At 59.8% G+C, this 22,246-nt stretch carries 21 protein-coding genes; 9 read left to right on the top strand and 12 right to left on the bottom strand.

Going from position 1 to position 22,246, the window contains the following annotated elements; genetic code table 11:
• Positions 1-18 precede the first annotated feature (18 nt).
• Together IU397_RS11385 and IU397_RS11380 are read right to left on the bottom strand one after the other, a co-directional pair.
• Positions 19-939 carry a DMT family transporter gene (locus tag IU397_RS11385; protein ID WP_204413596.1) on the bottom strand — a complete coding sequence of 307 codons (921 nt, stop codon included), beginning with the start codon at positions 937-939 and terminating at the stop codon, positions 19-21.
• Between the two features lie 49 nt (positions 940-988).
• The gene (locus tag IU397_RS11380) at positions 989-2,557 is read right to left on the bottom strand and encodes a winged helix-turn-helix domain-containing protein (protein WP_204413594.1); all 1,569 of its coding nucleotides are present in this window, start codon (positions 2,555-2,557) and stop codon (positions 989-991) included.
• 684 nt (positions 2,558-3,241) lie between these two features.
• Here IU397_RS11380 and IU397_RS11375 point away from each other — a divergent pair.
• Complete coding sequence (locus IU397_RS11375; RefSeq protein WP_204413592.1) at positions 3,242-3,412, top strand: hypothetical protein; 171 nt, start codon at positions 3,242-3,244, stop codon at positions 3,410-3,412.
• A gap of 129 nt (positions 3,413-3,541) precedes the next feature.
• On the opposite strand, the gene ilvC is transcribed toward IU397_RS11375, so the two are convergent.
• Positions 3,542-4,564 (bottom strand): ketol-acid reductoisomerase, encoded by a 1,023-nt coding sequence (ilvC, locus tag IU397_RS11370; protein ID WP_204413590.1) that lies wholly within the window; start codon positions 4,562-4,564, stop codon positions 3,542-3,544.
• 132 nt (positions 4,565-4,696) lie between these two features.
• Between ilvC and IU397_RS11365 the strand changes: the two genes are divergently transcribed.
• Together IU397_RS11365 and IU397_RS11360 are read left to right on the top strand one after the other, a co-directional pair.
• The gene (locus IU397_RS11365; protein ID WP_204413588.1) at positions 4,697-5,155 is read left to right on the top strand and encodes an Lrp/AsnC family transcriptional regulator; all 459 of its coding nucleotides are present in this window, start codon (positions 4,697-4,699) and stop codon (positions 5,153-5,155) included.
• On the top strand, positions 5,152-5,610 hold the full coding sequence (locus IU397_RS11360) for an Lrp/AsnC family transcriptional regulator (RefSeq protein WP_204413587.1): 459 nt from the start codon (positions 5,152-5,154) through the stop codon (positions 5,608-5,610). The genes IU397_RS11365 and IU397_RS11360 overlap by 4 nt, the downstream gene beginning before the upstream one ends.
• A gap of 189 nt (positions 5,611-5,799) precedes the next feature.
• On the opposite strand, the gene IU397_RS11355 is transcribed toward IU397_RS11360, so the two are convergent.
• Entirely contained in the window at positions 5,800-6,603 is an 804-nt protein-coding gene (locus IU397_RS11355) for a serine protease (RefSeq protein ID WP_204413586.1), read from the bottom strand.
• Between the two features lie 101 nt (positions 6,604-6,704).
• Positions 6,705-7,901 (bottom strand): FAD-dependent monooxygenase, encoded by a 1,197-nt coding sequence (locus tag IU397_RS11350; protein WP_204413585.1) that lies wholly within the window; start codon positions 7,899-7,901, stop codon positions 6,705-6,707.
• Positions 7,902-8,014: 113 nt separating this feature from the next.
• On the opposite strand from IU397_RS11350, the gene IU397_RS11345 reads away from it, so the two are divergent.
• Positions 8,015-8,668, top strand: a complete 654-nt coding sequence (locus IU397_RS11345; RefSeq protein WP_204413584.1) for a GntR family transcriptional regulator — start codon at positions 8,015-8,017, stop codon at positions 8,666-8,668.
• Here the strand turns inward: IU397_RS11345 and IU397_RS11340 are convergent.
• Positions 8,658-10,700 (bottom strand): glycosyltransferase, encoded by a 2,043-nt coding sequence (locus IU397_RS11340; RefSeq protein WP_204413583.1) that lies wholly within the window; start codon positions 10,698-10,700, stop codon positions 8,658-8,660. The two genes, IU397_RS11345 and IU397_RS11340, sit on opposite strands and share 11 nt — an antisense overlap.
• A gap of 90 nt (positions 10,701-10,790) precedes the next feature.
• Entirely contained in the window at positions 10,791-11,930 is a 1,140-nt protein-coding gene (carA, locus tag IU397_RS11335) for a glutamine-hydrolyzing carbamoyl-phosphate synthase small subunit (RefSeq protein ID WP_204413582.1), read from the bottom strand.
• A 169-nt stretch (positions 11,931-12,099) separates the two neighbouring features.
• Between carA and IU397_RS11330 the strand changes: the two genes are divergently transcribed.
• Positions 12,100-12,561, top strand: coding sequence for a GatB/YqeY domain-containing protein (locus tag IU397_RS11330; RefSeq protein WP_204413578.1), 462 nt, complete (start codon positions 12,100-12,102; stop codon positions 12,559-12,561).
• Positions 12,562-12,651: 90 nt separating this feature from the next.
• On the opposite strand, the gene IU397_RS11325 is transcribed toward IU397_RS11330, so the two are convergent.
• The 4 genes from IU397_RS11325 to IU397_RS11310 all read right to left on the bottom strand — a co-directional run bounded on the left by IU397_RS11325 (position 12,652) and on the right by IU397_RS11310 (position 17,132).
• Positions 12,652-13,575 carry a hypothetical protein gene (locus IU397_RS11325; RefSeq protein ID WP_204413577.1) on the bottom strand — a complete coding sequence of 308 codons (924 nt, stop codon included), beginning with the start codon at positions 13,573-13,575 and terminating at the stop codon, positions 12,652-12,654.
• Entirely contained in the window at positions 13,575-14,054 is a 480-nt protein-coding gene (locus IU397_RS11320; RefSeq protein ID WP_204413576.1) for a DUF2244 domain-containing protein, read from the bottom strand. The genes IU397_RS11325 and IU397_RS11320 overlap by 1 nt, the downstream gene beginning before the upstream one ends.
• A gap of 218 nt (positions 14,055-14,272) precedes the next feature.
• On the bottom strand, positions 14,273-15,949 hold the full coding sequence (gene ctaD, locus IU397_RS11315) for a cytochrome c oxidase subunit I (RefSeq protein WP_204413574.1): 1,677 nt from the start codon (positions 15,947-15,949) through the stop codon (positions 14,273-14,275).
• 286 nt (positions 15,950-16,235) lie between these two features.
• Entirely contained in the window at positions 16,236-17,132 is an 897-nt protein-coding gene (locus tag IU397_RS11310) for a hypothetical protein (RefSeq protein ID WP_204413573.1), read from the bottom strand.
• Between the two features lie 210 nt (positions 17,133-17,342).
• On the opposite strand from IU397_RS11310, the gene IU397_RS23875 reads away from it, so the two are divergent.
• The gene (locus IU397_RS23875; RefSeq protein WP_204413572.1) at positions 17,343-17,498 is read left to right on the top strand and encodes an SEC-C metal-binding domain-containing protein; all 156 of its coding nucleotides are present in this window, start codon (positions 17,343-17,345) and stop codon (positions 17,496-17,498) included.
• Positions 17,499-17,849: 351 nt separating this feature from the next.
• Here the strand turns inward: IU397_RS23875 and IU397_RS11300 are convergent, their stop codons facing one another.
• The gene (locus IU397_RS11300; protein WP_204413571.1) at positions 17,850-18,419 is read right to left on the bottom strand and encodes a 2OG-Fe(II) oxygenase; all 570 of its coding nucleotides are present in this window, start codon (positions 18,417-18,419) and stop codon (positions 17,850-17,852) included.
• A gap of 314 nt (positions 18,420-18,733) precedes the next feature.
• On the opposite strand from IU397_RS11300, the gene IU397_RS11295 reads away from it, so the two are divergent.
• From IU397_RS11295 to IU397_RS11285, 3 genes are all read left to right on the top strand, one after another.
• Positions 18,734-19,141, top strand: a complete 408-nt coding sequence (locus IU397_RS11295) for a hypothetical protein (protein ID WP_204413570.1) — start codon at positions 18,734-18,736, stop codon at positions 19,139-19,141.
• A gap of 45 nt (positions 19,142-19,186) precedes the next feature.
• Positions 19,187-20,491 (top strand): PepSY domain-containing protein, encoded by a 1,305-nt coding sequence (locus tag IU397_RS11290; RefSeq protein ID WP_204413569.1) that lies wholly within the window; start codon positions 19,187-19,189, stop codon positions 20,489-20,491.
• Positions 20,492-20,606: 115 nt separating this feature from the next.
• Positions 20,607-22,187: an ABC transporter substrate-binding protein gene (locus IU397_RS11285; RefSeq protein ID WP_204413567.1), complete on the top strand. Its 1,581-nt coding sequence runs from the start codon at positions 20,607-20,609 to the stop codon at positions 22,185-22,187.
• The last annotated feature ends 59 nt before the right edge of the window (positions 22,188-22,246 follow it).

The raw sequence follows: 22,246 nt of genomic DNA, 5'->3' as shown, positions 1-22,246 counted from the left end.
GAGTGTCGCCTGTTTTGGCTAGCGGCGCAGAAATGCGATCAGGGCACGGCTTTGGCTGACGGCGATCCCGGCAAGGATCAGGGCCAATGCAAGGAACAGGCTTGGGCTAAGCGCCTCGCCCCGCAAGGTGATGCCAAAGATCACCGACCAGACCGGCACCATATAGCTGGTCAGCGACATGAACAGCGATCCGGCCGTTGTGATCACGCGCACCCGAATGACAGAGGCCAGCGCCGTGGGAAACAAGGCGGCATAAATGAGTGCGCTGAGCGGTGTGGCTGGCCAGTCGGCGGGTAGCCCTTCCTGCCAGAGCGCCAGCGGCACCAGCAAGGCCGCCGCCATGACCAAGGTTCCGGAGGCAAAGGCCAGCGGGGGCATCTGTGGCGCGCGTCGGGTCAGAACCGAACCGATGGCATAGCAGCCCGCGGCACCGATACAGGCCAGCTGTCCCCAAAGCTCCAGTGACGCGCCACTGCGCTGGAACGCGGCGGGGCCGACCAGGATCAGCAAGCCGACAAAACCCAGTATCAGCCCAATGATCCGCCGCGGCCCGATCCCTTCCTCTGGTGAAAAGATCGCGACCAGTGGCAAGACGAGCAACGGTACACATCCCATCGCGACCCCGGCAAAGGCAGAGGCCACATGCTGTTGCCCCCAGGCCAGCAATCCAAAGGGCATCGCCACGGCCCCCCAACCAATCATCGCGCAGTAAAGCCAGGCCCGGCCCGATCCCACCTTGGCCAACCCTTGGCCAAAGGCGGTTCCGATGGCCGCCAGAACGGTTGCGCCCAAAAGAACGCGCCCCGCAGCAACGGTCCAGGGGCCGAACCCGTCCAGGGCAAAGCTGACACTCAGAAAGGCGGCCCCCCAGATCACACCAAGAAACAGGATCAAGAGCCAGTTCAGCAGGCCGGGCGCGTCAGGGGAGGGAGAGGTCATGGACCGTAAAGACCCCAGCCCGACGGTGGGGTCAATCAGATCTCAGACCCTATTGTGCGGCCCATTTCGTGCATTCGGCCAGAACCGCGTGCGGTGTGGTGTCATCCAGCCGTGTGACCCGGGCCACTGCCTGATAGTATCGCGCCAGCGCTTCAGGGTGTGCGATTGGTAAGTTGTTGGCATAGCTGCGAAAATCAAACGCCGCATCATGGCCGCGCAGCGTTGCCAAGGTCTGCGATGCGGCGTCAAGATCATCCGACATTGCTTGCGACAGGCATCGAAAGACCAGCGCGGTAACATGATCTCTGCCTGCCATGGAGGCGTCGACGGCCCGGCTATAGTCACCCAGAAAGAAGGCCAACCGCGCCTCAAACATCCGGTGCCACCCAGCGGGCAGCGTGATGCGAGACAACCCGTTGTCGAGCGCTTCGAGGGCCGCGTCGGGGTTCCAGTCGATTAGGATGCAGAGTGCAGATATGGCAAGAAAACTGCGGGCATCTGGGGAATGCTGGTCCATAGCCCGCCGGATCAGGCTGTGCGCGGTCACTTGATCACCGCTCCGCGCGGATTTCAAGGCGAGGATATAAAGGATGTATACGTCGTTTGGATCCAGCGTGAACGCCTTTTCCACGGCGCGGTCGTACTTCTTCAGCAGAGCCTGATCTTGGAAACCGGACATCGTACTCAGGCAATGGCATACCACGCATGTCATGACCCAAGCGCTGACTAGATCCGGCTGACGCGCCAAGCATTGGTCCAGGTGCTGCAGGGACTTGCGCAGCCCGTTCGCATCGCGCTGTAAGTTGGGGTCGCAGGCGCGCACGAAATGCTGGTAGCCATTGAGGCTGGCATCGTCGCGCCCAGCGATCATCCGGAATTCGGCGCGGTGGACCTCCCCCTGCCAACCGACAAGCGCATTGGCGACCTGACCCACGATCTTATCACCAAGGGGCAGTAGTGCGCCGATCGGGTCATCGGAACGGTGGGACCAGATGTAGCCCCCGGTCCGGCCATCAACGAGTTGGAACACGATACGAGCCGTATCATCAAAAACGGCGATTGAGCTGACCAGCAGGTAGCCAGCACCGAGATGCGTAGCCACATCCCTGAGATCTTGGCCCGTATCGATGGCAAAGCTTGAATGGCGCGATACGACCGCGATCTCCCGCGCGCGGGTCAGCATAATGGTGATGTCCTCGGCCACGCCATCCATGAAGCCCTGCCATTGGGGCGCAGTATCGTAACAGTCCGGGCGGAGCACTGCGATCATTGGGCGAATTTCGCCTTTGCTGGCCTCGTGGGGCACCATATCCCGGCGGGTCGTTGGGACGATGTCACCGATCAGGCGAAAGCCTTTTCCACGGACCGTTTCGATATAACGGGGGGATTTTGCGTCATCTCCCAAGGCTGCACGCAGGTCAAAAATGTATTCCCGCACCAGATCCGGGGTCACGTGTAACCCCGGCCAAACGGCGTCGATCAGCTCCTCCCGCGGGACGATCTTGTCCTTACGGGCGGCCAGATGACCCAGCACAGCCGCGGCTTTCGGAGTGATTCCAATCACCTCCGATCCGCAAATCAGCGTCCTGTCTTCTTCGATAAATTGCCAGCGTTTCACGGTATCGCGCCTTTCGTTGCGCCGTGCGTTGCGATCAAACTCCACGAAAACTCAACGTTAACGCTAGCGAAAGCTAGGATAGATTTCAATCACGGCCCGATTTGGCCGTTAAACGCGATTGAACATCAACGTCTATTTTACGGAGGACGATTGCCATGCTGGGGGCTGATTTTGTCTGGCTGAATTTCGATCACATCTGTTTTGGGATTGATCAGGACACCTGCGGGTTTCGAACTGATGACCACCTCTGCGATGCACATTCGCCAGGTCAGCGGATGGCATATGACGGGTTCATGCCAATCCCGGCTAAGGACAATGGGCCAATACACCGTCCGACGGGCGGTGATCCCCCTCACATTCCTTGCGCGGTTGAGCAACAGCGATGGACTGGTGGCCATCTTGGTGCGTCGGATTTGCAGGACTGACAGTCTGACCTTGAGAGCCGTTTAAATTCCGCGCGGGGAAGAGTGGGTTCCCCGCGCTGCGGCAGAATCGGGTGGGCTCAGAGGTCGGAAATTATGCCGAAAACTCAGGCTCTGTCCCAGTTTTTCCCGAGATGTCGTGCTTTTCATGACGCACCGCCCGGCGATCCCCAATCGCCGGGCAATTTCCGTGATGCGCCTCTTTCGTGGGAACCAGGCCGATCCTCGCGGGTTTGTTTTGCGCAACCTGACGGAGGTCAAAATGGATATCTGGTTTTTTCTGCCCTTGCTGGCCCTGATGACTCTATTGGCCGGCACGGTTTTTGGGCTGATGGGGAAACGGGCTGTCGAGAAACGTCTTGATGACCCCGATGCCCCCAAATCGACGCTTGCTTCCGATGTTCCGAGTGATGCTGCGCCGGCAGACGTGTAATGAGTACTGGCCCGGCGATCCCCTCGCCGGGCCATTCGTATCAACCTCATAAAGATATGTTGCGCATCATGATCACGCCGCATCCCTTTAAAGGCACCCAGTATTAGCAAAAACCGCGGGGCCGCCCCCTTAGTTCTTGGCTTTATCGACCATCTTGCCAGCGCTGATCCACGGCATCATGTCGCGCAGCTTTTCCCCGACTTCCTCGATCTGGTGGGCGTCGTTCATGCGGCGTGTGCCTTTGAAGAACGGCTGGCCGACCTGATTTTCCGCCATGAAATCACGTACGAATTTACCGGTTTGGATATCGGTCAGAATGGCCTTCATCCGTGCCTTGGTCTCGTCATAGGGCAGAACCCGCGGGCCGCTGACATATTCACCATATTCAGCGGTATTGCTGATCGAGTAATTCATGTTGGCGATACCGCCTTCATAGATCAGATCGACGATCAACTTCACCTCGTGCAGGCACTCGAAATAGGCCATCTCGGGTGCATAACCGGCCTCTACCAGGGTCTCAAAGCCCATGCGGATCAACTCTACCAGCCCGCCGCACAGCACGGCCTGTTCGCCGAAGAGGTCGGTTTCGCACTCTTCCTTGAAGTTGGTCTCGATGATGCCAGAGCGTCCACCACCAATTGCCGAGCAGTAAGAAAGGCCAATTTCCAGGGCCTTACCGGACGCATCCTTATCCACGGCCACCAGGCACGGCACGCCGCCACCCTTGGTATATTCGCCGCGCACGGTGTGGCCTGGGCCCTTGGGTGCCATCATGATCACGTCGACGCCCGCCTTGGGTTCGATCAAACCGAAATGGACATTCAGACCATGGGCAAAGGCGATGGCCGACCCCTCCTTGAGGTGGGCATGGACGTGGTTGCGGTAGGTTTCAGCCTGCAACTCATCGGGCATGGTGAACATCATCAGGTCGCACCAGGCCGCCGCCTCTTCGATCCCCATGACCTGAAGACCCTCACCTTCGGCCTTGGCGCGGCTGGCGGAGCCTTCGCGTAAGGCAACAACCAGGTTTTGTGCCCCTGAATCCCGCAGGTTAAGGGCATGGGCGTGGCCCTGGCTGCCATAGCCGAGGATCGCGACCTTCTTGTCTTTGATCAGATTGATATCGCAATCGCGATCGTAATAAACGCGCATGGAAACTCTCCCGTCCGTTGTGTTCTGGCAGGGGAGCATAGGCAAGTTTTGCAGAGACAGAGATCAAATATACCAAAAAATACTTAATATACACCAGTTTCATGTGCAGTATTTGATGTTTAGTATAATTTCATGCAGATCACAGATACTGATCGCCGCTTGTTACGTCAGCTCATGGCGGCCCCCAATGATACCACGGCCGCCTTGGCCGAGCGGGCGGGTGTTACGCCATCAACTGCAGCGCGGCGATTGGAAAAGTTGAGCCAAAACAAGGTGCTACTGGGTCAGGAGCGGGTGATCAACTGGGCCGCGTTGGGATTTGCGGTACAGGTCTCGCTTCGGATCACGCTGGACAAGACGGACCCCCGGGCCTTTGACGAAATGCTGGGCGCGGCGAGGGGCGTGCCGGAAGTCATTGAGATACAAACATTTTTGGGGCGTGTTGATCTAAGGTTGCAGGTTCTGGCGCGGGACATGGCGCATTACCAGGAGGTTTACCGGACCCGGATCCTGGCCCTTCCCCATATCACGGATATCGAGGCGTTGATGCATGTGGCGACGATCAAGGATGATGAGGCGCTACCCTTGTGATTGATCTGGATGACATCGACCGCGCGATCCTGCGCAAACTGGTAACAGATGCCACCCTTGGCACGGGGCAAGTCGCGCGTGATCTGGGGATGAGCCAGCCTGCAACATGGCGCCGTGTGCGGCGGTTGGAGGAAGCAGGGATTCTGGGTGGGCGCAGAATTTTGTTGGATAAACAGGCGCTTGGCTTTGGTGTGACCGTCTTTCTGGGCGTGAAGCTGGCCACCAAGGGCCGCGTCAGTTTGGAGGATTTCGAGCGAGCGGTTACCGCCATCCCCGAGGTGCAGACCGTTGAGCATGTGCTTGGCCTTTACGATTACCGCCTGCGGATCGTCGCCCGCGATCTGCCTGATTTTGAACGGGTGCTGCGCCGCCGGATCATGACATTACCCGGTATTGGCGAGGTCGAGGCCAATGTCTTGTTGAGTGAGGAACGCCTGCCTGGTCCCTTGGGCTAATGTGCTTTAGCGCGCATTCGTCCCCTCATCGCCGCTGAGTGTGCGAAAAGACGGATACACATTCCATACATATGCCATACATAAATCATGCATACAGATGGCATATCCACGTTCGGGCTGGCGCTTGGGAGCAACCGGTTTTTCAGCTTCGCTGCACAGAATTTTCTGCAAGCCTGTCGCTCGGTGAAATCAGCCGCCGGGGCGGACGAAACGGGCGCCACCCTCTGTCCGCTCTCCGATCCTGACCCGTCGCGCCCCGACACCGACGGGCGCAAGCGCCCGCCTGTTGCGCAGAACCTGCAGCAGCTTGGGAACATGCTTGGCCAGTTCGACGCCGTAGGTTATCTTTTCACCGGTCTCTGAATTGGTGCCGCTTGATACGATGGAAAAGATCCGTTGTGTCCCGGCAACCTGGACGAAAACCGGCGCGCCGGAGGATCCGAATGTCGCATCACAATCCATACCCACGATGCCTTGGCGGTATTGCGTGTTCAGGGAGCAGCCGCGTTCCAGGGTCAGTGCCTCCATCCGGCCCTGGCCGTAGGAGGCCAGGGTCAGCTTGGCCCCTTCCCGCGGGGTCTTGGCAAGTTGATAGGGGTTGGCGCCATGGTCGTAGATCGGGATGATCAGCCGAACGAGCGCCACATCATTGGCGATGGCACTGACCCAGTCGCCTGTCTTCTTGGCCTCAAGATAACCCGGGGCGATCACGACATCCACGGCCTTGCGGGTCGCGATGGCAGCGCCGTCGCTGTAGCCCGCACGAAAGACAAAATCCGTGCCTTTGCGGTAGACACAATGGGCGGCGGTCAGTGCCACGTCGCGGGTGATGAGTGCCGCCGTGCAATTGCCACCGCGGCTTTCAAGTCTGCCAACGGATTCGAATCCAAAAAGTTTGTCGCGCCGGTCCAGACGATCCTTGGTCTGCGTGAGGCCTGCCTGCGGCCCGCCCATAAGCAAGGCGGCAAGAATGATCCAAATCCCGTGTCGCATACTATCATTTCCGTTAAATCCACCCCATGCCTGAGGTTAGGCCGGATCTAAGGGCGATTAGCGGTGAGATTGCGGCGAAACTGTGATCTGCGGGCCGCCAGCTACCCTCCTATCCCGGCGCGCATCACGCTGCGGCGCAGAGGGGCCGCATCATGGACCAGCTTGAGCCCGTTCAGCCGCAGGGATTGGAGCCATGGTGTACCGGATTTCGTCACCCGGTTGAAAAGGTCGATGGCGGCGACGCGCGCCCGGATATCAGCGGTGCGGGCGCGACGATACGTGGCCAGCACGGTGTCGGCGCCGGGGTCACCGGGATGGGCGGTCAAAGCGCCCATCAGCGCCGCGATATCATTGAGCGATGTGTTGAGGCCTTGCGCGCCGATGGGTGGCACGACATGGGCCGCTTCAGCCAGCAATGCGACCCGTGGAGCCGTCAAAGCCTGGGCGCGTTGGCTGATGATGGGCCAGATCCGGCGTGGTGATTTCAGCGTCATCGGGCCCAGCCAGTGACAAGACCGTTCGCTGGCATGGGCGGCGAAGTCGGCATCCGGCAGGTCGGCCAGTTCCAACGCCTTGGCAGACGGGTTCATCCAGACGATGGCAGAGGCGGGTTGCCCGTCCTGATCGGGCAGGGGGACCATGGTGAACGGCCCCCCTTCGTTATAAATCTCGGTCGAGACATTTTCGTGCGGGATCGCGTGCCCCACGACAAAGGCGAGCGCCTTTTGCCCGTAGCGGGTTGTTGCGACATCGATCCCGGCGGCGGCGCGCACGGCGGAGTTACGACCATCGGCGGCGACGACCAGGCGCGCGGCGATACTGTCCCCGTTGGTCAGGGTGACGATCACCTCCCGGTCGCGTTGAACCATGCTTTTGAACGCAGTGCCGTAGCACAGATCCACATGTTTGTGGCGCTCAAGCGATTGGACCAAGCGGCCCAGGGTTTGCCAGTTCAGCAGGTTCCAGCCAAAGGGCTGGTCGCTGATATCCGTGGATTGAAACTCGCGCGTCGTGCGCACTTCGGGCGGCCAACCGATGCTATCCACAATGCGCAGCCCGTCCAGCGCCGTGGCTTGCGGGCCAAGATCAGACCACAGGCCGATTTTGTCGAACAAGGCGACGGCCGGTTGCAGGAAAGCCGTCGAGCGGAGATCAGAGCCGTCGGCGGCAGGTTCGGTCACGGGGGTGTCGGGGGAGACCAGCGTGACGCTGTGCCCGGCATGGGCGCAGGCCGCAGCGGCGGTCAGGCCGGCAATACCGCCGCCGGCAACAAGGATATCGGTTCGGGTTCGGGCCATCATGTCCTCCATCACGCGTCAACATAGGGCGCATGGGCCAGCGGCGCTGTGTGACATTGCGTCAGACCTGCCAGGGGGTTAGCCTGCTCCAACCCGGCAGAGAGGACCAAGTGATGCCAGAGATCCGTGCGCCGCAGAAGGATGCCTATCAACTGATCCTGGACGCAATCGATGTGGGTGTCTACCGCCCGGGTGACCGGTTGGTGGAAAGCGAGTTGGCGGACCGGTTTGGTGTGTCGCGGACCCCGATCCGGGAGGCCCTGCAGCGGTTGGAGACCCAGTCCTTGCTGGCGCGGGACGGGCGGAGCCTGATCGTCGCCTCGCTGGATCATAACCAGTTGGCCGAGCTTTATGTCGTGCGCTGCGAGCTAGAGGGGTTGGCCGCACGGCTGGCTGCGCGACATGCGACAGATGAAGAGATCAAGGTGTTATGCGATATGGTCGATACGGACCGGGCGCTGATCAATGACCCATCTGCCTTGGCCCGGGCGAACCGCCGGTTTCACCGGCAGATCCACCTGGCCTCCCATAACCGGTATCTGGTGCAGCAGCTGGATCTGGTCTATCGCTCCATGGCGTTGATGGCCACGACCTCCCTTGCAGCCGTCGGTCGGGGGGAAACGGCCTTGGCAGAGCATCAAAAGATCGTCGATGCGATCACGCAGGGCGATGGTGACGCGGCTTATGAAGCGCTCAAAAGCCATATCTCCATCGCGTTCGTGCAGCGGCTCAAGCTTGATGCGGAGACGGCCGAACCTAACCTGTAGCGGCCTGTTCGATCGATGCGGCAGGACTGACGACAGGCTCCGACGGGGGCGCCGACACGTCACGCAATGGTGCTACGGCCTGTTCCGGAATGTCGACGGTGTCGGGTTGTTCGTTGGGCGCCTCGTCATGGAGGCCATGCATGGTCTTGTCCCAGTAGAACGGCGCGACCACAACCTCCCACAGGGCCTTGTAGGAGGCGATGGCACCCAACGGGAAATAGAAATGCATGAAGGGCACCCAACACAACATCTGTTGGCGGCCTGACCGGGCCAGGCCAAGGGTGCCAATGGCCAGGTTGACCAATTCGGCCACCACAAAGACGGTGATGCAGGTCCAGAAGACGGCCGTTGGCAGGATGTCCACAACCGGATGGGACAGGCCGAAAAGGGTGATCCAGAAGGACCATAGCAACGGCGCGAGCAGGAACTGGCTGAGCGTTCCCAGAAACACCACCTGCACCCCGAAAAACTGCCACGGGCCGAGGTCGCGCCAAAGCGCCACCGGGTCACGCATGTGGACGGCCCAGGTCATGGCATAGCCCTTGAGCCAGCGGGAGCGTTGCTTGATCCAGGGCAGGGTCTTGCAATTGGCCTCTTCCTGGGTCGTCGTCTCGATCATTTCGGTCCGGTAGCCCTGACGCGCCAGGCGAATGCCCAGATCCGCGTCTTCGGTCACGTTATGGGCATCCCAGCCGCCAAGTTCTTCCAGCACCTCGCGGCGGAAAAACAGGGTCGTGCCGCCAAGGGGAATGGCAAGGCCCAACTGCTCCATCCCGGGCAGCAGCACCCGAAACCAGGAGGCATATTCGATGGTAAAGCAACGTGACAGCCAGTTGATCCGGGGATTATAGAAATCAAGTTGGCCCTGGAGACAGGCCAGGTCTGGCCCGCTTTCCTGAAAGCGCTGGACGACGCGGTGAAGCTGGTCGGCGGCGGGCGCGTCTTCGGCATCCCAAACGCCGATGATGTCCCCGCGGCAGAAATCCAACGCATAGTTCAGAGCGCGGGGTTTGGTCTGGATCTCACCCTCGGGCACGGTGACCACCCTGGTCCAGCGGGGCAGGCGGGTTTTGGCGATTGCGTCGCGTGTGGTCGTATCGTCGGCCTCGACCACCAAACAGATATCCAGCAGCTCTTTGGGATAGGCAATGCGGGCAAGCCGTTTGAGCAGGGTTTTGGCCACAGCCTGTTCGCGAAAGAGCGGCACCATGATCGAAACGGTGGGCAGGCGGGCGATGGAGGTGATCTTGTCCCGCGCGCCAAGGAACGGGGAGGGGCGATCGGTGCCAAGCGACCGCAGGGTCATCGCGGTTGCCATAACCTTGATCGCGACGGTGATGGCCAAGGTAAAAATAGCCCAACCGCACAGGATCAGGAAAGCGGTCTGGGGCCAGATGATCGCGGCGGTGAACATAAGGGCAAGGCTGAGGGCCATCATCATACGTGAGCGCATGCCGATCAGGCTGCGGCAACTATAGTGCGCTGGGGTTTTGGTCTGCGCGTTCCGGGCCAGGACATGTCGACGGACCTTGGCCAGGGCTGCTGCAATCTGATCTTCGGGCGCAAGGGCCAGTGCGACGGGGCCAAACAACGCGTTCAGCGTCTCCAGCTTGTCCGCAAACTGATCGGGACGCGCCGTTGCGATGACGGTCAGATGGCCCGCCTGTTGGACTGGTATGACGGCGTCGCGCAGGCAATTGGCGGCCCCATATCGATCAATCAGCGCGGCATCCGGTGTGATACCGGTCAGGTCGATCAGGTCCGCCGCATATTGGTCGGACAGGGTCTCAAACAGCTCTTCATCCGAGATGGCACCCATCGTGGCAAGAATATCGCCGATGCGCGCCTCGGACCGGGCTTGAATGGCCAGCGCCTTTGCCAGATCGCCGGGTTCGATCTGACCCGTTTCGACGAGATGTTCGCCCAGAAGTTTGGGGCGGTTTGCCTGTGTGGTGCCGACGACCCGTAGGGTTCGTTCCGGCAGCGATACAACGGTCGTATCGCCTGTAACTTGTTCACTTTGGACCGCCATACCTTAACCATGCATTCGGCCCCATCGCACCGGGCGAACGTGATATGTCAAGGTTAACAGAGGGTTAAGTTAACCAGTGGGGTCAGGTATTCATGACTGATTTACCATAGCGGCGGCAAATCTTTCGAAAAGGTAGTAACTGTCCTGCGGCCCAGGGCTGGCCTCTGGGTGATATTGTACCGAAAAGACAGGACGGTCGGCCACGCGAATCCCGCAATTGGATCCGTCGAAAAGGGAGATATGTGTCTCGATCACGCCCTCAGGCAGGGATTGGCCATCGACCGTGAAGCCGTGGTTCATTGACGTGATTTCAACCTTGCCGGTTTCGATATCCTTAACAGGGTGGTTCGCGCCGTGATGGCCATGATTCATTTTCACGGTTTGTGCACCCAGGGCCAGGGCCAGCATCTGGTGACCCAGGCAGATACCAAAGATCGGCATATCTGACTGTTCCATGATGTCGTTGATCATGGGCACGGCATAGACTCCGGTCGCAGCCGGGTCCCCCGGCCCGTTCGACAGAAACAGCCCGTCCGGTGCGTGCGCCATCACATCAGCGGCCGTGGCCGTGGCGGGCAGCACAGTGACATCACAGCCGGCACTTGCCAGACACCGCAGGATATTGCGTTTGGCCCCGTAATCAATCGCAACGACCTTGTGTTGCGCCGCCTCCTGCGTGGTGTAGCCTTCCGGCCAGGCCCAGCGTTTTTCATCCCACCGGTAGGATTGGGCGCAGGTGACATCCTTGGCCAGGTCCACCCCTTCGAGCCCGGAAAAACCGCGGGCCGATGCGACGAGCGCCTCCAGATCGAAGGCGCCGTCCGGGTCATGGGCCAGCGCGATATGGGGTGCCCCCTGCTGCCGGATGGCGCGGGTCAGCCGCCGTGTATCCACGCCGCCGATCCCGATGCGGCCCCGCCGCGCAAGCCAGGCCTGTAACGGTTCCGCCGCGCGCCAATTCGAAGGCGTGGTCGGATCCCATTTGACGACCAGACCCGCCGCAACCGGATCTGCCGTCTCATCATCTTCTGGATTGACTCCGGTATTGCCGACATGGGGAAAGGTGAAGGTTACGACCTGCCCGGCATAGGACGGATCCGTCATGATCTCCTGATATCCGGTCATGGCGGTGTTGAAACATAGCTCTGCCACCGTCTGACCCGTGGCGCCAAATCCATGACCATAAAAGACTGTGCCATCGGCAAGGGCAAGGCAGGCAGTGGCGGTCATGGCGACGACTCCGGTTGGGCAAATTGGCGGGAAGCTATGGTGAAGGCAGCGTAACGTCAAGGTTGCATCGCCTTGAAAACAAGGGGTTAGCGTGGCGTTCCTGCGGTTGTGCCGCGGCCCGGTTCGCAGTAGGCTGGCCAACTTGTGAACCACCCATGGGAAGACCGAGATGCCAGACCTGCGAACCCGGATCAGCGCCGCCTTGAAACAGGCGATGCGCGACAAGGATGCGGTGCAATTGTCCACGCTTCGGCTGATCAATGCCGCCATCAAGGATCGCGATATCGCCTTGCGGGCCGAGGGCACTGAAGAGGGTGTGCCCGAGGCTGAAGTGCTGCAGATCATGGGCCGGATGGTGAAGCAACGTCAGGAATCGGCGCGAGCCTATGAAGAAGGTGGGCGTCTGGAATTGGCAGCCCAGGAACAGGCGGAAGCCGAGGTGATCGAGACGTTCCTGCCGCGCAAGCTGAACGAGGATGAAGTCGACCGGGCGATCGGTGGCGCAATCTCCGAGACGGGCGCTGACAGTATTCGCGACATGGGCCGGGTCATGGCCGCGCTCAAGGCAAAATATGCGGGCCAGATGGATTTTGGCACCGTGGGCCCCATGGTGAAAGACCGTTTGGGCTAAGGGCGTAGATATCTGGTGGTTCGGGGTTCCTGAGGCGACCTGACTATTTGGGCCACGCATTCGGCGGCTCATTCCAGCGAGGTGAGACGGTTATCCCGGCGCGATTGACCCGGCTGGAAACCGGGCGGCCAGACCTTGCTGCATCTTTTGATCGGTTGTTTTGAAGCGCTGGACATAGCGGGTCTTGAACGATGTCCGCCCACGGCGCGCACCAAAATTCTGGCCGTGATTGATGATATAGAGCACTGCCGGTTTGCGGAGCGTCTCCAGCGGACGGTTGGCCAGTCTGGCGAGGTAGGGAAACATGCGATGTTCATGGGCGGTCACCGCGCCGATGAAAGCGGCGTCACCCTGGTTTTCCGAAAAATCGAAACGGAAGGCGGCGCAGGAGCCGCATAGCTTCCAGAACGCCTTTTGCCCCGGCTGGGTGATGCTTTGTGGAGCCGTTTCAGCGATATCCCCCGTGCTGGCATCCAGGACATATCCCTTTTCGATCAGATAGCCTGTTGTGCTGCGGCGGTTGGTCATTTCTGCGACTGTATCGCAGGCCAAAAGATCATCGGCGTCAAACGGCATGGCATAGCCATGGATCAGCCCAAGCGTTGGAAGATGCGCGGCGAGGGCTGCGAGCTTGTTCCATTTATCGTTGCCCTCAACTGTTTCGGTAAACGGCAGGAAGGTGACCTGATCGTCAAAGGACAGGTCGGGGCGGTCCTGGCCACAGATCACCGCGCGCCAGTTGGGGTTTGTTTGCGCGCGCAGGCTGGCAATGGTTTGGCTGAGGCGGGACTGGACCGCGGACCAGTTTGCGATCTGGTGCCGGCCCACAAGGGGGATCAGGCAGACCAAGACGGGGGTCCGGGGGCGTGCCAATGGAACGGCACGGCGGTGGAGCGCTGCGGTTTCCGACGCGGCCAGTGTGCTCCATTTCGCCACCTGTCCCGGACCAAGACCGGCAGCGATAAGGCTTTTTACAACACGCTGGAATTTCGGGGTGGCTGGGGCTTGCGCCATTACGGGCGGAGCCAGCGTTGGTTCAGATCGTCGTAAAGCGCCAGCCGCTCCTGCGCGCTGAGGAAGGCGCCGATTTCCACGTCGCGCCCCCCGCCACAGAGGGTGATGTAGTTTTCGACCGGGCCGCCGGTCTTGTGCATTTCGATCCGGACCCAATAGGGATTTGCCTTCCATTCCTGTTGGGGGCCACGGGGGTTGTGCCGGATCAGTTCAACGCGTTCGGGCCAAAGTGTCAGTTCCTCCAGGATTTCCCCGTCGCGGTAACTGCGCTGCAGGCCCCACCAGAGGCCCGCCACCGCAAGCGCAAGAAAGGGGAGGAGGCCCCACAGGATCGGGGACCCGAGGACCGAGAAGAGCGGCAAGCTGATCAAAGCTGCCGTCGCCGCGATAAAACCCACAAAGCCCTGTTTTGGCAAAGAGCGATGGGGCCAAAGCGACAATTTAATCGGAGCGGTGTCAGTGGACCATTGATACGGCATTTTGACAGTTTACTCAGTGGACCGGTCACGTAAACGGGCAAGGATGTCACGCATCGCCCGGAAAAGCTGGTCGCGATAAAGGGACGCTGCCAAAAGCTCCCTCGTTTCATTGAGACCAAAGAGCGCGATGGAGCAGACTCGTTTGTTGGGGGTCATTATCATTGGGAACAAACGAAAACGGCCCGGACAATGCCGGGCCGTCGTGATGTCACAGCTGATTAGTGACCAGGTGCCTTGTCCCACTCTTCCTGCTTGGGCAGGATTTCGAACGTATGTTCGGGCGGGGGCGAAGGCAGTGTCCATTCCAATGTATCGGCATAGGGTGTCCACGGGTTTGCAACCTTGGATTCCTCACCTTTGCGCAGGGCATAGATGATCAGACCAAAGAACAGCAGGAAGCTGGCAAAGGATACGAAGGCACCGATGGAAGACCACCAATTCCAATAGGCAAAGGCCTCCGGATAGTCGATGTAGCGGCGCGGCATGCCCTGACGGCCCAGGAAGTGCTGTGGGAAGAAGGTGACGTTGGTTGCTACAAAGAACATCCAGAAATGCACCTTGCCCAATGTTTCATTATACATTCGGCCCGTCATTTTCGGGAAGTAGAAGTAGCAACCGGCAAAGATCGCAAAGGCCGCGGCAATCGCCATCACATAGTGGAAATGCGCCACCACGTAATACGTGTCGTGATAGGCGCGGTCGATCCCGGCCTGGGACAAGACAATACCGGTCACACCACCCACAGTGAACATAAAGACAAAGCCCGTGGCAAACAGCATCGGCGTTTTGAAATCGATGGAACCGCCCCACATGGTGGCGATCCAGCTAAAGATCTTGACCCCGGTTGGGACAGCAATGACCATTGTCGCCAACATGAAGTAACTCTGCTGGGTGAGGGACATGCCCACCGTATACATGTGGTGCGCCCACACGACGAAGCCCAGCACACCGATTGCCACCAACGCGTAGACCATCGGCAAATACCCGAAAATAGGCTTTCGGCTAAAGGTTGCGATCACATGGGATACGATGCCGAAGCCCGGCAAAATCACGATATAGACCTCGGGATGCCCGAAGAACCACAAGATATGCTGATACAGCACCGGATCGCCGCCACCTGCAGGATCAAAGAACGTGGTGCCAAAATTCCTGTCTGTCAGCAACATGGTGATGGCACCCGCCAACACGGGCAAGGACAACAGGATCAACCAGGACGTGACAAAGATCGACCAGGCAAAGAGCGGCACCTTGTGCAGCGTCATACCCGGCGCGCGCATGTTCAGGAACGTCGTTATCATATTGATTGCACCAAGGATCGACGAGGCCCCCGACAGGTGTACGGCGAAGATGGCGAGGTCCATCGACCAGCCTTGTTCGTTGGTCGATAGCGGTGGGTAAAGCACCCAGCCTACTCCCGATCCGAGTTGTCCGTTACCGCCCGGGCTCCAGACCGACATGACTGCCATTGTCGTACCTGCGACATACATCCAGTAGCTCAGATTATTCATCCGAGGGAATGCCATGTCGGGCGCACCGATCTGTAACGGCATGAAATAGTTGCCAAATCCACCAAACAGGGCGGGGATGACGACAAAGAACATCATCAGGATGCCGTGGCCCGTGATCAGCACATTCCAGAGATGACCGTTGGGCGTACATTGTGCCGTGTCGTAGGTCGGGAAGAGGCGCGCACCCTCAAGGCACATGTATTGCACGCCGGGATCCATCAGCTCCATCCGCATGTAGACGGTGAAGGCCACGGAGATGAAGCCTGCGATCGCAGCCGTGATCAGGTATAAGATCCCGATATCTTTATGGTTTGTGGACATGAACCAGCGGGTAAAGAACCCGCGCTCATCTTCGTGTTCGTGCCCGTGAATGGCTGCATCGGCCATGCGTCGTGCCTCCTGGCTAATCTGTGTGTCGGCATACCAAGGGTGGGATGCCCACTGTTCCCTGATGGTGAGGTGTAGTCTGGACAATATGACTCGGCAATGAACAAACCGCCGCAGGCGCTCCGTTTTGGGTTGGCAAAAAGTCTACATATCCCATGCAGATAGTATGCATAAGCCATACATACGCGGCGCACGGTTCGTTGCGCCGCTCAACACCCAACAATCACGTTGATCCAGGCGCCGCGCGTCGTGGCATATCCGGCAACGTGCACCGCGCCCTTCGGATTTAGAAGCCCGCGGTGAAGAGCTGTTCGGTGGAGCGGAGAAGACCGAGGAGGCCGACGACGGCCAGTGCGGCGATCATCGCGGTTGTAAGGCCGGGTCGTCGCTGTAGCGGACGAGAGATGAGGAGCGCCGCCAGAACCAGCACAGGAAGAAGGGCGGCGGGCAGTTGCAACCCGCCCAGAAACCACAGCAGATGTTGAAGGAACATGTCCCCTCCGCCCTCTGGATCGAAGAACACGACCGGTGCGTTACGGTCCGGTATGGCCGCGACCAAGGCCCATGCCAGACCTGGCAATATGGCGAGACTTGACGCGGCGGTGGCGACGAGACTGGCGGAGAACAAGGGCAGGGGGATATGCCGGTTCAAGATTGTGCCGACAACGATCCCCGCCGAAACCAGACAGGAGGAAAACGTCACAAGGCCAATGCCCCATTTTGCCCAGATGATGGGTTGCGCCGGGGGGAGCAGGAGAGCGGCGAGGATCAGAAGACCGCCTGCACCATAGATCAGGATGCCCGCCAGATGAATGCGCGGGTCGAGGCTGTGCCGGCGGGCGGTTTGGGCGGCCATGATGCTTGGCGCGCATCCCCCAACGGTCAGGGGAATGACGATCATCGTAACGTAAAAGGCGGTGAAGCTGCCGCCTCCCAGCAAACTCGATGTCGTTGCCATGGAGGTGGCACAGTGGACGGGCTCCCGTTCCGTGAACAGGGAGAGGAGAGCACCACAGGGAAATTGAATGCCGGGTGCCATCAACTCCCACCTGAGATAGACCAGACCCGCCACCACCAAAGTGGTGATCACCGTTGTGATGGCGAGATAGCAAAGCGCCGTTCTTGCCGAAGCGACTGCGGCTTTGTCGCGCTGCGCGGGCGCACGGGGCCGGGTGCCTGTCATGGCGACTGCCGTGTTTGGCGAGAGATCTTTGACATCGTTGACCCTTTCATCGGGTCGGGTTAGCTGCCCCTTCCGGGCTGAGCAACCGTAGGAGGGCACCATGGCAACGCGTATCAAACCCGAAGATCGGCCGCCCCTTTGAGGTCACGTCCAAGCGCAGACGGTCTTTCCTATCGGAAACGCAGGTGACGTCCGGACCGCGCGTGGTGCATGGGTGATGTGGAATTGTCGAAAAAGCTGGGTCGCAACGATCCGTGCCCCTGTGGATCTGGGCGGCGGTTTAAGCGATGCTGTCTGACCAGTGGGCGGTATGATGGCAGTCTGCCGGGTCATTTTGGGCCAGATGCGCTGGGCGCATTTCAGTGAGGTGGAAGGCCTCGCGTTTTTTTCCTGCGCAGGGGGCAGATCAGGCAGACAGGTGAGGTGCGCTGTGGGTCTGCAGCAAACCGGACATGGGCAGAACCTGTCAAAGCCGGTGGGACGGGGAATTCCGCCGGCTCCGTTCCAGCCAGCGCATTTGCGATGGGGAGGAAATCGAACCGATGACGGACGCCTCGGCGGAGGACTGGAGCCAACCAAACGGAATTGTCAGGTTGGTCGGGCATGTCTTCTGGGCATGTCTGGTGAAGAGCTGGTCTAGGCCAATGATCTTGAGACCGGGGCGCCCCACATGGTCGCAGCCTTTGGAATTGGCCTGCGAGCGCCAAAGGCCCGCGTTCACACGGGGTATAGTCGGCTCTTGTCGCACATGATGGAAAGTGCTTGGAACCCGGGACCCTTTGTTCGGCTCCCCCTCGGGGGATGATCAAGATGGCTGATGATCGCCGGGCAAGGGGGCGGAGCCTTCGTACTCGTCTGGCAAAGGGGCACAACCTCGGCCCGGGATTGCATGCGGGGGCGTTGTTCGGTCAGCACAAAGGCCCCACCTTCGAAATCACAGGGCGGGCTGAGCAGAATGACGACCTGTAGCGGGAAGGTCAGCTCCCCGTAGATGTCCTGGTGGAGGGCATTGAAATCCTCCGGGCCATAGCGCAGGATCAATGGTGTTGGACGGATTTGATCGGCGGCGCGGCATAGGTCGATCAGATCGGTATGGCGATCAGGCCATGTTTTTCCGGTTCCCAATAGCACTTCCCACTGGTTGGCGATGCAGGCGAGGGCCGGATAGAGGCTTTGGCGCAGTTCCTGAATGACCCCGGGCAGGGGGGGCGAAGTCTTTGTATTCCCCCCGGCCGAAACCATGACGCTGCATGTGGATATGGCTGCGGTAAAGCGCGTCGTTTTCATAATCCTTGATCAGCCCATGCGCGACCGATGGCCCCAAGACGGGGCCAAGATCGGCGTGGCCATGGCCGGTCAGATCTGTGGCGACATCCTCCCAGTTACATGTCGCGACAGGCGGGGGAATAGGGGTATGGTCGATCATCGAAACTCTCCTTTTCGGCCCTGTCTATGGGGCGAGGATCAGGTGGACAGCCCGGTTCCTGCGCATTTGCGCCGTTGATCGATGAGTTTCGGGTTGTTAACGGTTAGGGGTAATCTGTCGCATATTCAGCGGCTCTTAACGATTGTTTCGCAAGTTAAACCAAATGCGACTTAAGATGGAAACAATGCGGGGCCGCAGTTTGGCTGATCGTCAGGGATCTTGGGGGGAACGGTTGCGCCGCGCCGCAGGGCTATGGGTCTTGGTGACCTGTCTCACACTGCCGTCGATGTTTGCCGTATTGGCCGAGATTGTGCCGGGGGTCCAAAGTTACGTGATTTGCGCGGGCGACCGGCTGATCACCGTCAAGGTCGGACCGGATGGGGAGCCGGTGGACGCCCCCGAGACCACGTTCACCCATTGCGTCATGGGCGATGTCGTGGTGCTGACCAAAGCGGTTGCTCCTGACTGGACGCTCCTGGCGCGGTCTTATGCGCGGCCATTTTCCTTGAAGCTGCACCAGGCCCCCGATCAAGAGAGGCTTGCGGGACAACGGTTTTCACGCGGGCCACCGCGTCGGGCGTAGTCTGCCTTTTTCCGTTTTTCCAACACTATATTCGAGGATATTCCGATGACCGATGTCACTGCATCGGCATCCGCTGCGTCGAACACGACCGGTGGAGCCTTTTATCGCCTTGTCTGGAAATGGCATTTCCTGGCATCTCTGTTCGTCCTGCCCTTCATGGCCATGCTGGCCCTGACCGGGGGGATCTACCTTTACAAGCCGCAGATCGAGGAGGTGATCTATGCGGATCGCCTGAATGTCGCTGTGGGCGAGACCCGCCAGAGTTATGAGGCGCAAGTCGCCGCCGTCGAAGCGGCGGCCGGTGTCACGCGTTTGCGCGGTGTGACAATCGAAGATGACCCGACCCGGTCAACCGTCATCGAATTCGATAACACCGACAAGGTCCGGTCGCTGGCCTGGGTCAACCCCTACACCGCAGAGGTTCTGGCCGTGGTCCCGCGGGACGCGACCGCTATGCGGGTCCTGCGCAAGTTCCATGGGGAGCTTTTGTTGGGCGATGTGGGCACAAAGTTTGTGGAACTTGCCGCCCATTGGTCGATCGTGATGTTCATCACCGGGATCTATCTGTGGTGGCCACGCGGGCAGCGCACCCTTGTCAAGGCGGTGAGCCTGCCATCGGGCAAGGGGCGCAGTTGGTGGCGCGAGACGCATATGTTTACCGGTTTTTTGGCAACTCTCCTGATCGTGCCAATCATCATTACCGGCCTTCCCTGGACTGACGTGTGGGGCGGTGGGTTGTCCTATGTTCAGGAACGGACGGGGACCAAATCCAAGAGCCTGCGCTTTGGTGGGGATGTGCCGGATTCGACGATCGCTGATGGAACACCCATCGCTTATCAACAGGTCTTTGACGTCGCTAAGGCCGAAGGGCTGGTGGCACCTTACGAGATGCGTCCTGCCAAGGGCACGGAGGGGGCGTTCTGGATCCGGTCGGCCAGCCTGAACCGCTACGATCAGACCGAGTTGATCGTGGATCAGTATTCGGGCGCGGTGTTGAAACGCCACGATTTTGCCGCCAATCCTGGCGTGTCACAGGCCGTTTCCCTCGGGATCTCGTTCCATCAGGGGGAGCTTTATGGCTGGCTCAACATCGCGCAGAACACGCTGGCCGCTGTGCTGGGTGTGGTGCTGTCAGTGTCGGGTTTTGTGGTCTGGTGGATGCGGCGGCCTGCGGGATCGCTGGGTGTTCCTGCAGCACCCGAAGCGTCCCTCGGCACTGGCATGATCGTTCTGGTCATTGCGCTGTCGCTGCTCCTGCCGCTGGTGGGCGCGTCGTTGATCCTGGTCCTGGCGCTCGATTGGCTGATCTTCCGGCACCTGGGATGGTTCCGTACCTCCTCGACGGGCTAAAGATTGGGCCAGCCCCGGTTATTTGGGGCTGGTCGCGACACTAAGGAGCCGGTTTGGCTTGCACTTCGCGGGATTTCACCAATCATTGGCCCCAGAAAAACAGGGAGCCTTTGATATGAAACAGACTTCGACCTTACTTGCGGCAGCGCTGCTGACCTCAACGGCGCTGACCGCCCATTCAGAGACGATCCGGTGGGCCCGTGCTGGCGACGCACTGACCCTTGACCCCCATGCCCAGAACGAAGGGCCGACCTCTGCCCTGGCGCACCAGATCATGGAAGGGCTGGTGATCCGCGACATGGAGGGCACGCTGGTGCCCGCCTTGGCGACGGAATGGGGTGTGTCGGAGGAAGATCCCAATGTCTGGACCTTCAAACTGCGCGAAGGGGTGACGTTCCATGACGGTGCGACCTTTGACAGCGAGGACGTGAAGTTTAGCCTGGAACGTGCCATGACGCCGGACAGCGATTACAAGGAGTTGCTGGCCAGCGTGGCCGAGATCCGCGCGCCTGAATCCCATGTGATCGAGATTCTGACCGACGGCCCCAACCCGATCATGCCCGCCAACCTGACGAACATGTTCATCATGGACAAGGATTGGGCGGAGGCGAACAACGCCACCAAGGTGCAGGATTACGAAGGTGGCGAGGATACGTTTGCAGCCAAGAATGCCAACGGCACCGGACCCTACAAACTGGTCAGCCGGGAGCCCGATGTCAAAACCGTGCTGACCCTGAATGAGGACTATTGGGGCAAGGACGAGTTCCCCATGCAGGTGACCGAGATCATCTATACCCCGATCCAGAACGCCGCGACCCGGGTGGCGGCGCTGCTGTCGGGCGAGGTTGATTTTATCCAGGATGTACCGGTGCAGGACCTCAAGCGGGTGGCTGATACCGATGGTCTGGATGTGCGGACATCTCCGCAGAACCGGGTCATCTTCTTTGGCATGAATATGGGGGACGAGGATCTGGCCAATGACAGTGTCGACGGCGCCAATCCCCTGTCGGATGTGCGGGTGCGCCAGGCTATGTCGATGGCGATCAACCGTGATGCAATCCAGCAGGTGGTGATGCGCGGGCAGTCCCAACCGGCGGGCATGATTGCCCCCCCGTTTGTGAATGGCTGGACGGAAGAGCGCGATGCCGCCTCGGTGACCGATGTTGCAGCGGCCAAGGCGTTGATGACCGAAGCGGGCTATGGCGACGGGTTCAGTATCCAACTGGATTGCCCCAATGACCGCTACATCAATGACGAGTCGATCTGTCAGGCGGCGGTTGGCATGTTCGCCCAGATCGGCATCACCGTGAACCTGGATGCCAAGCCCAAGGCCCAACATTTCCCGTTGCTCAGCAACCTGGACACCGATTTCTACATGCTGGGTTGGGGGGTGCCGACCTTTGACAGCGAATATGTGTTCAACTTCTTGGCCCATACCAAGGGGGAGAAATACGGCTCCTGGAATGCGACGCGTTACAGCAACGCTGATCTGGATGCTAAGATCCAAGGCCTGGCCAGCGAAACCGATCTGGATGTGCGCAACCAGATGATCGGAGAGATCTGGGATGTCGTCCAGTCCGAGCACCTATATATTCCGATCCACCACCAGGTGCTGAACTGGGGCATGAAAGCAGAGATCGGCACGATCGTGTCACCGGAAGACACCGCCAAGTTCAAATATTTTACAATGAACTGATCAAGGGGGCCGGGCTGAGATCCGCGGGATCCTGGCCCGGCCGCAATTTGCGCGATGCG

Origin of the sequence: Actibacterium sp. 188UL27-1 (assembly GCF_016901225.1) — a bacterium.
Taxonomy (GTDB): domain Bacteria; phylum Pseudomonadota; class Alphaproteobacteria; order Rhodobacterales; family Rhodobacteraceae; genus 188UL27-1.
The sequence above is the reverse complement of the archived record's forward strand: the minus strand, read 5'-3'. Positions and strand labels throughout refer to the sequence as shown.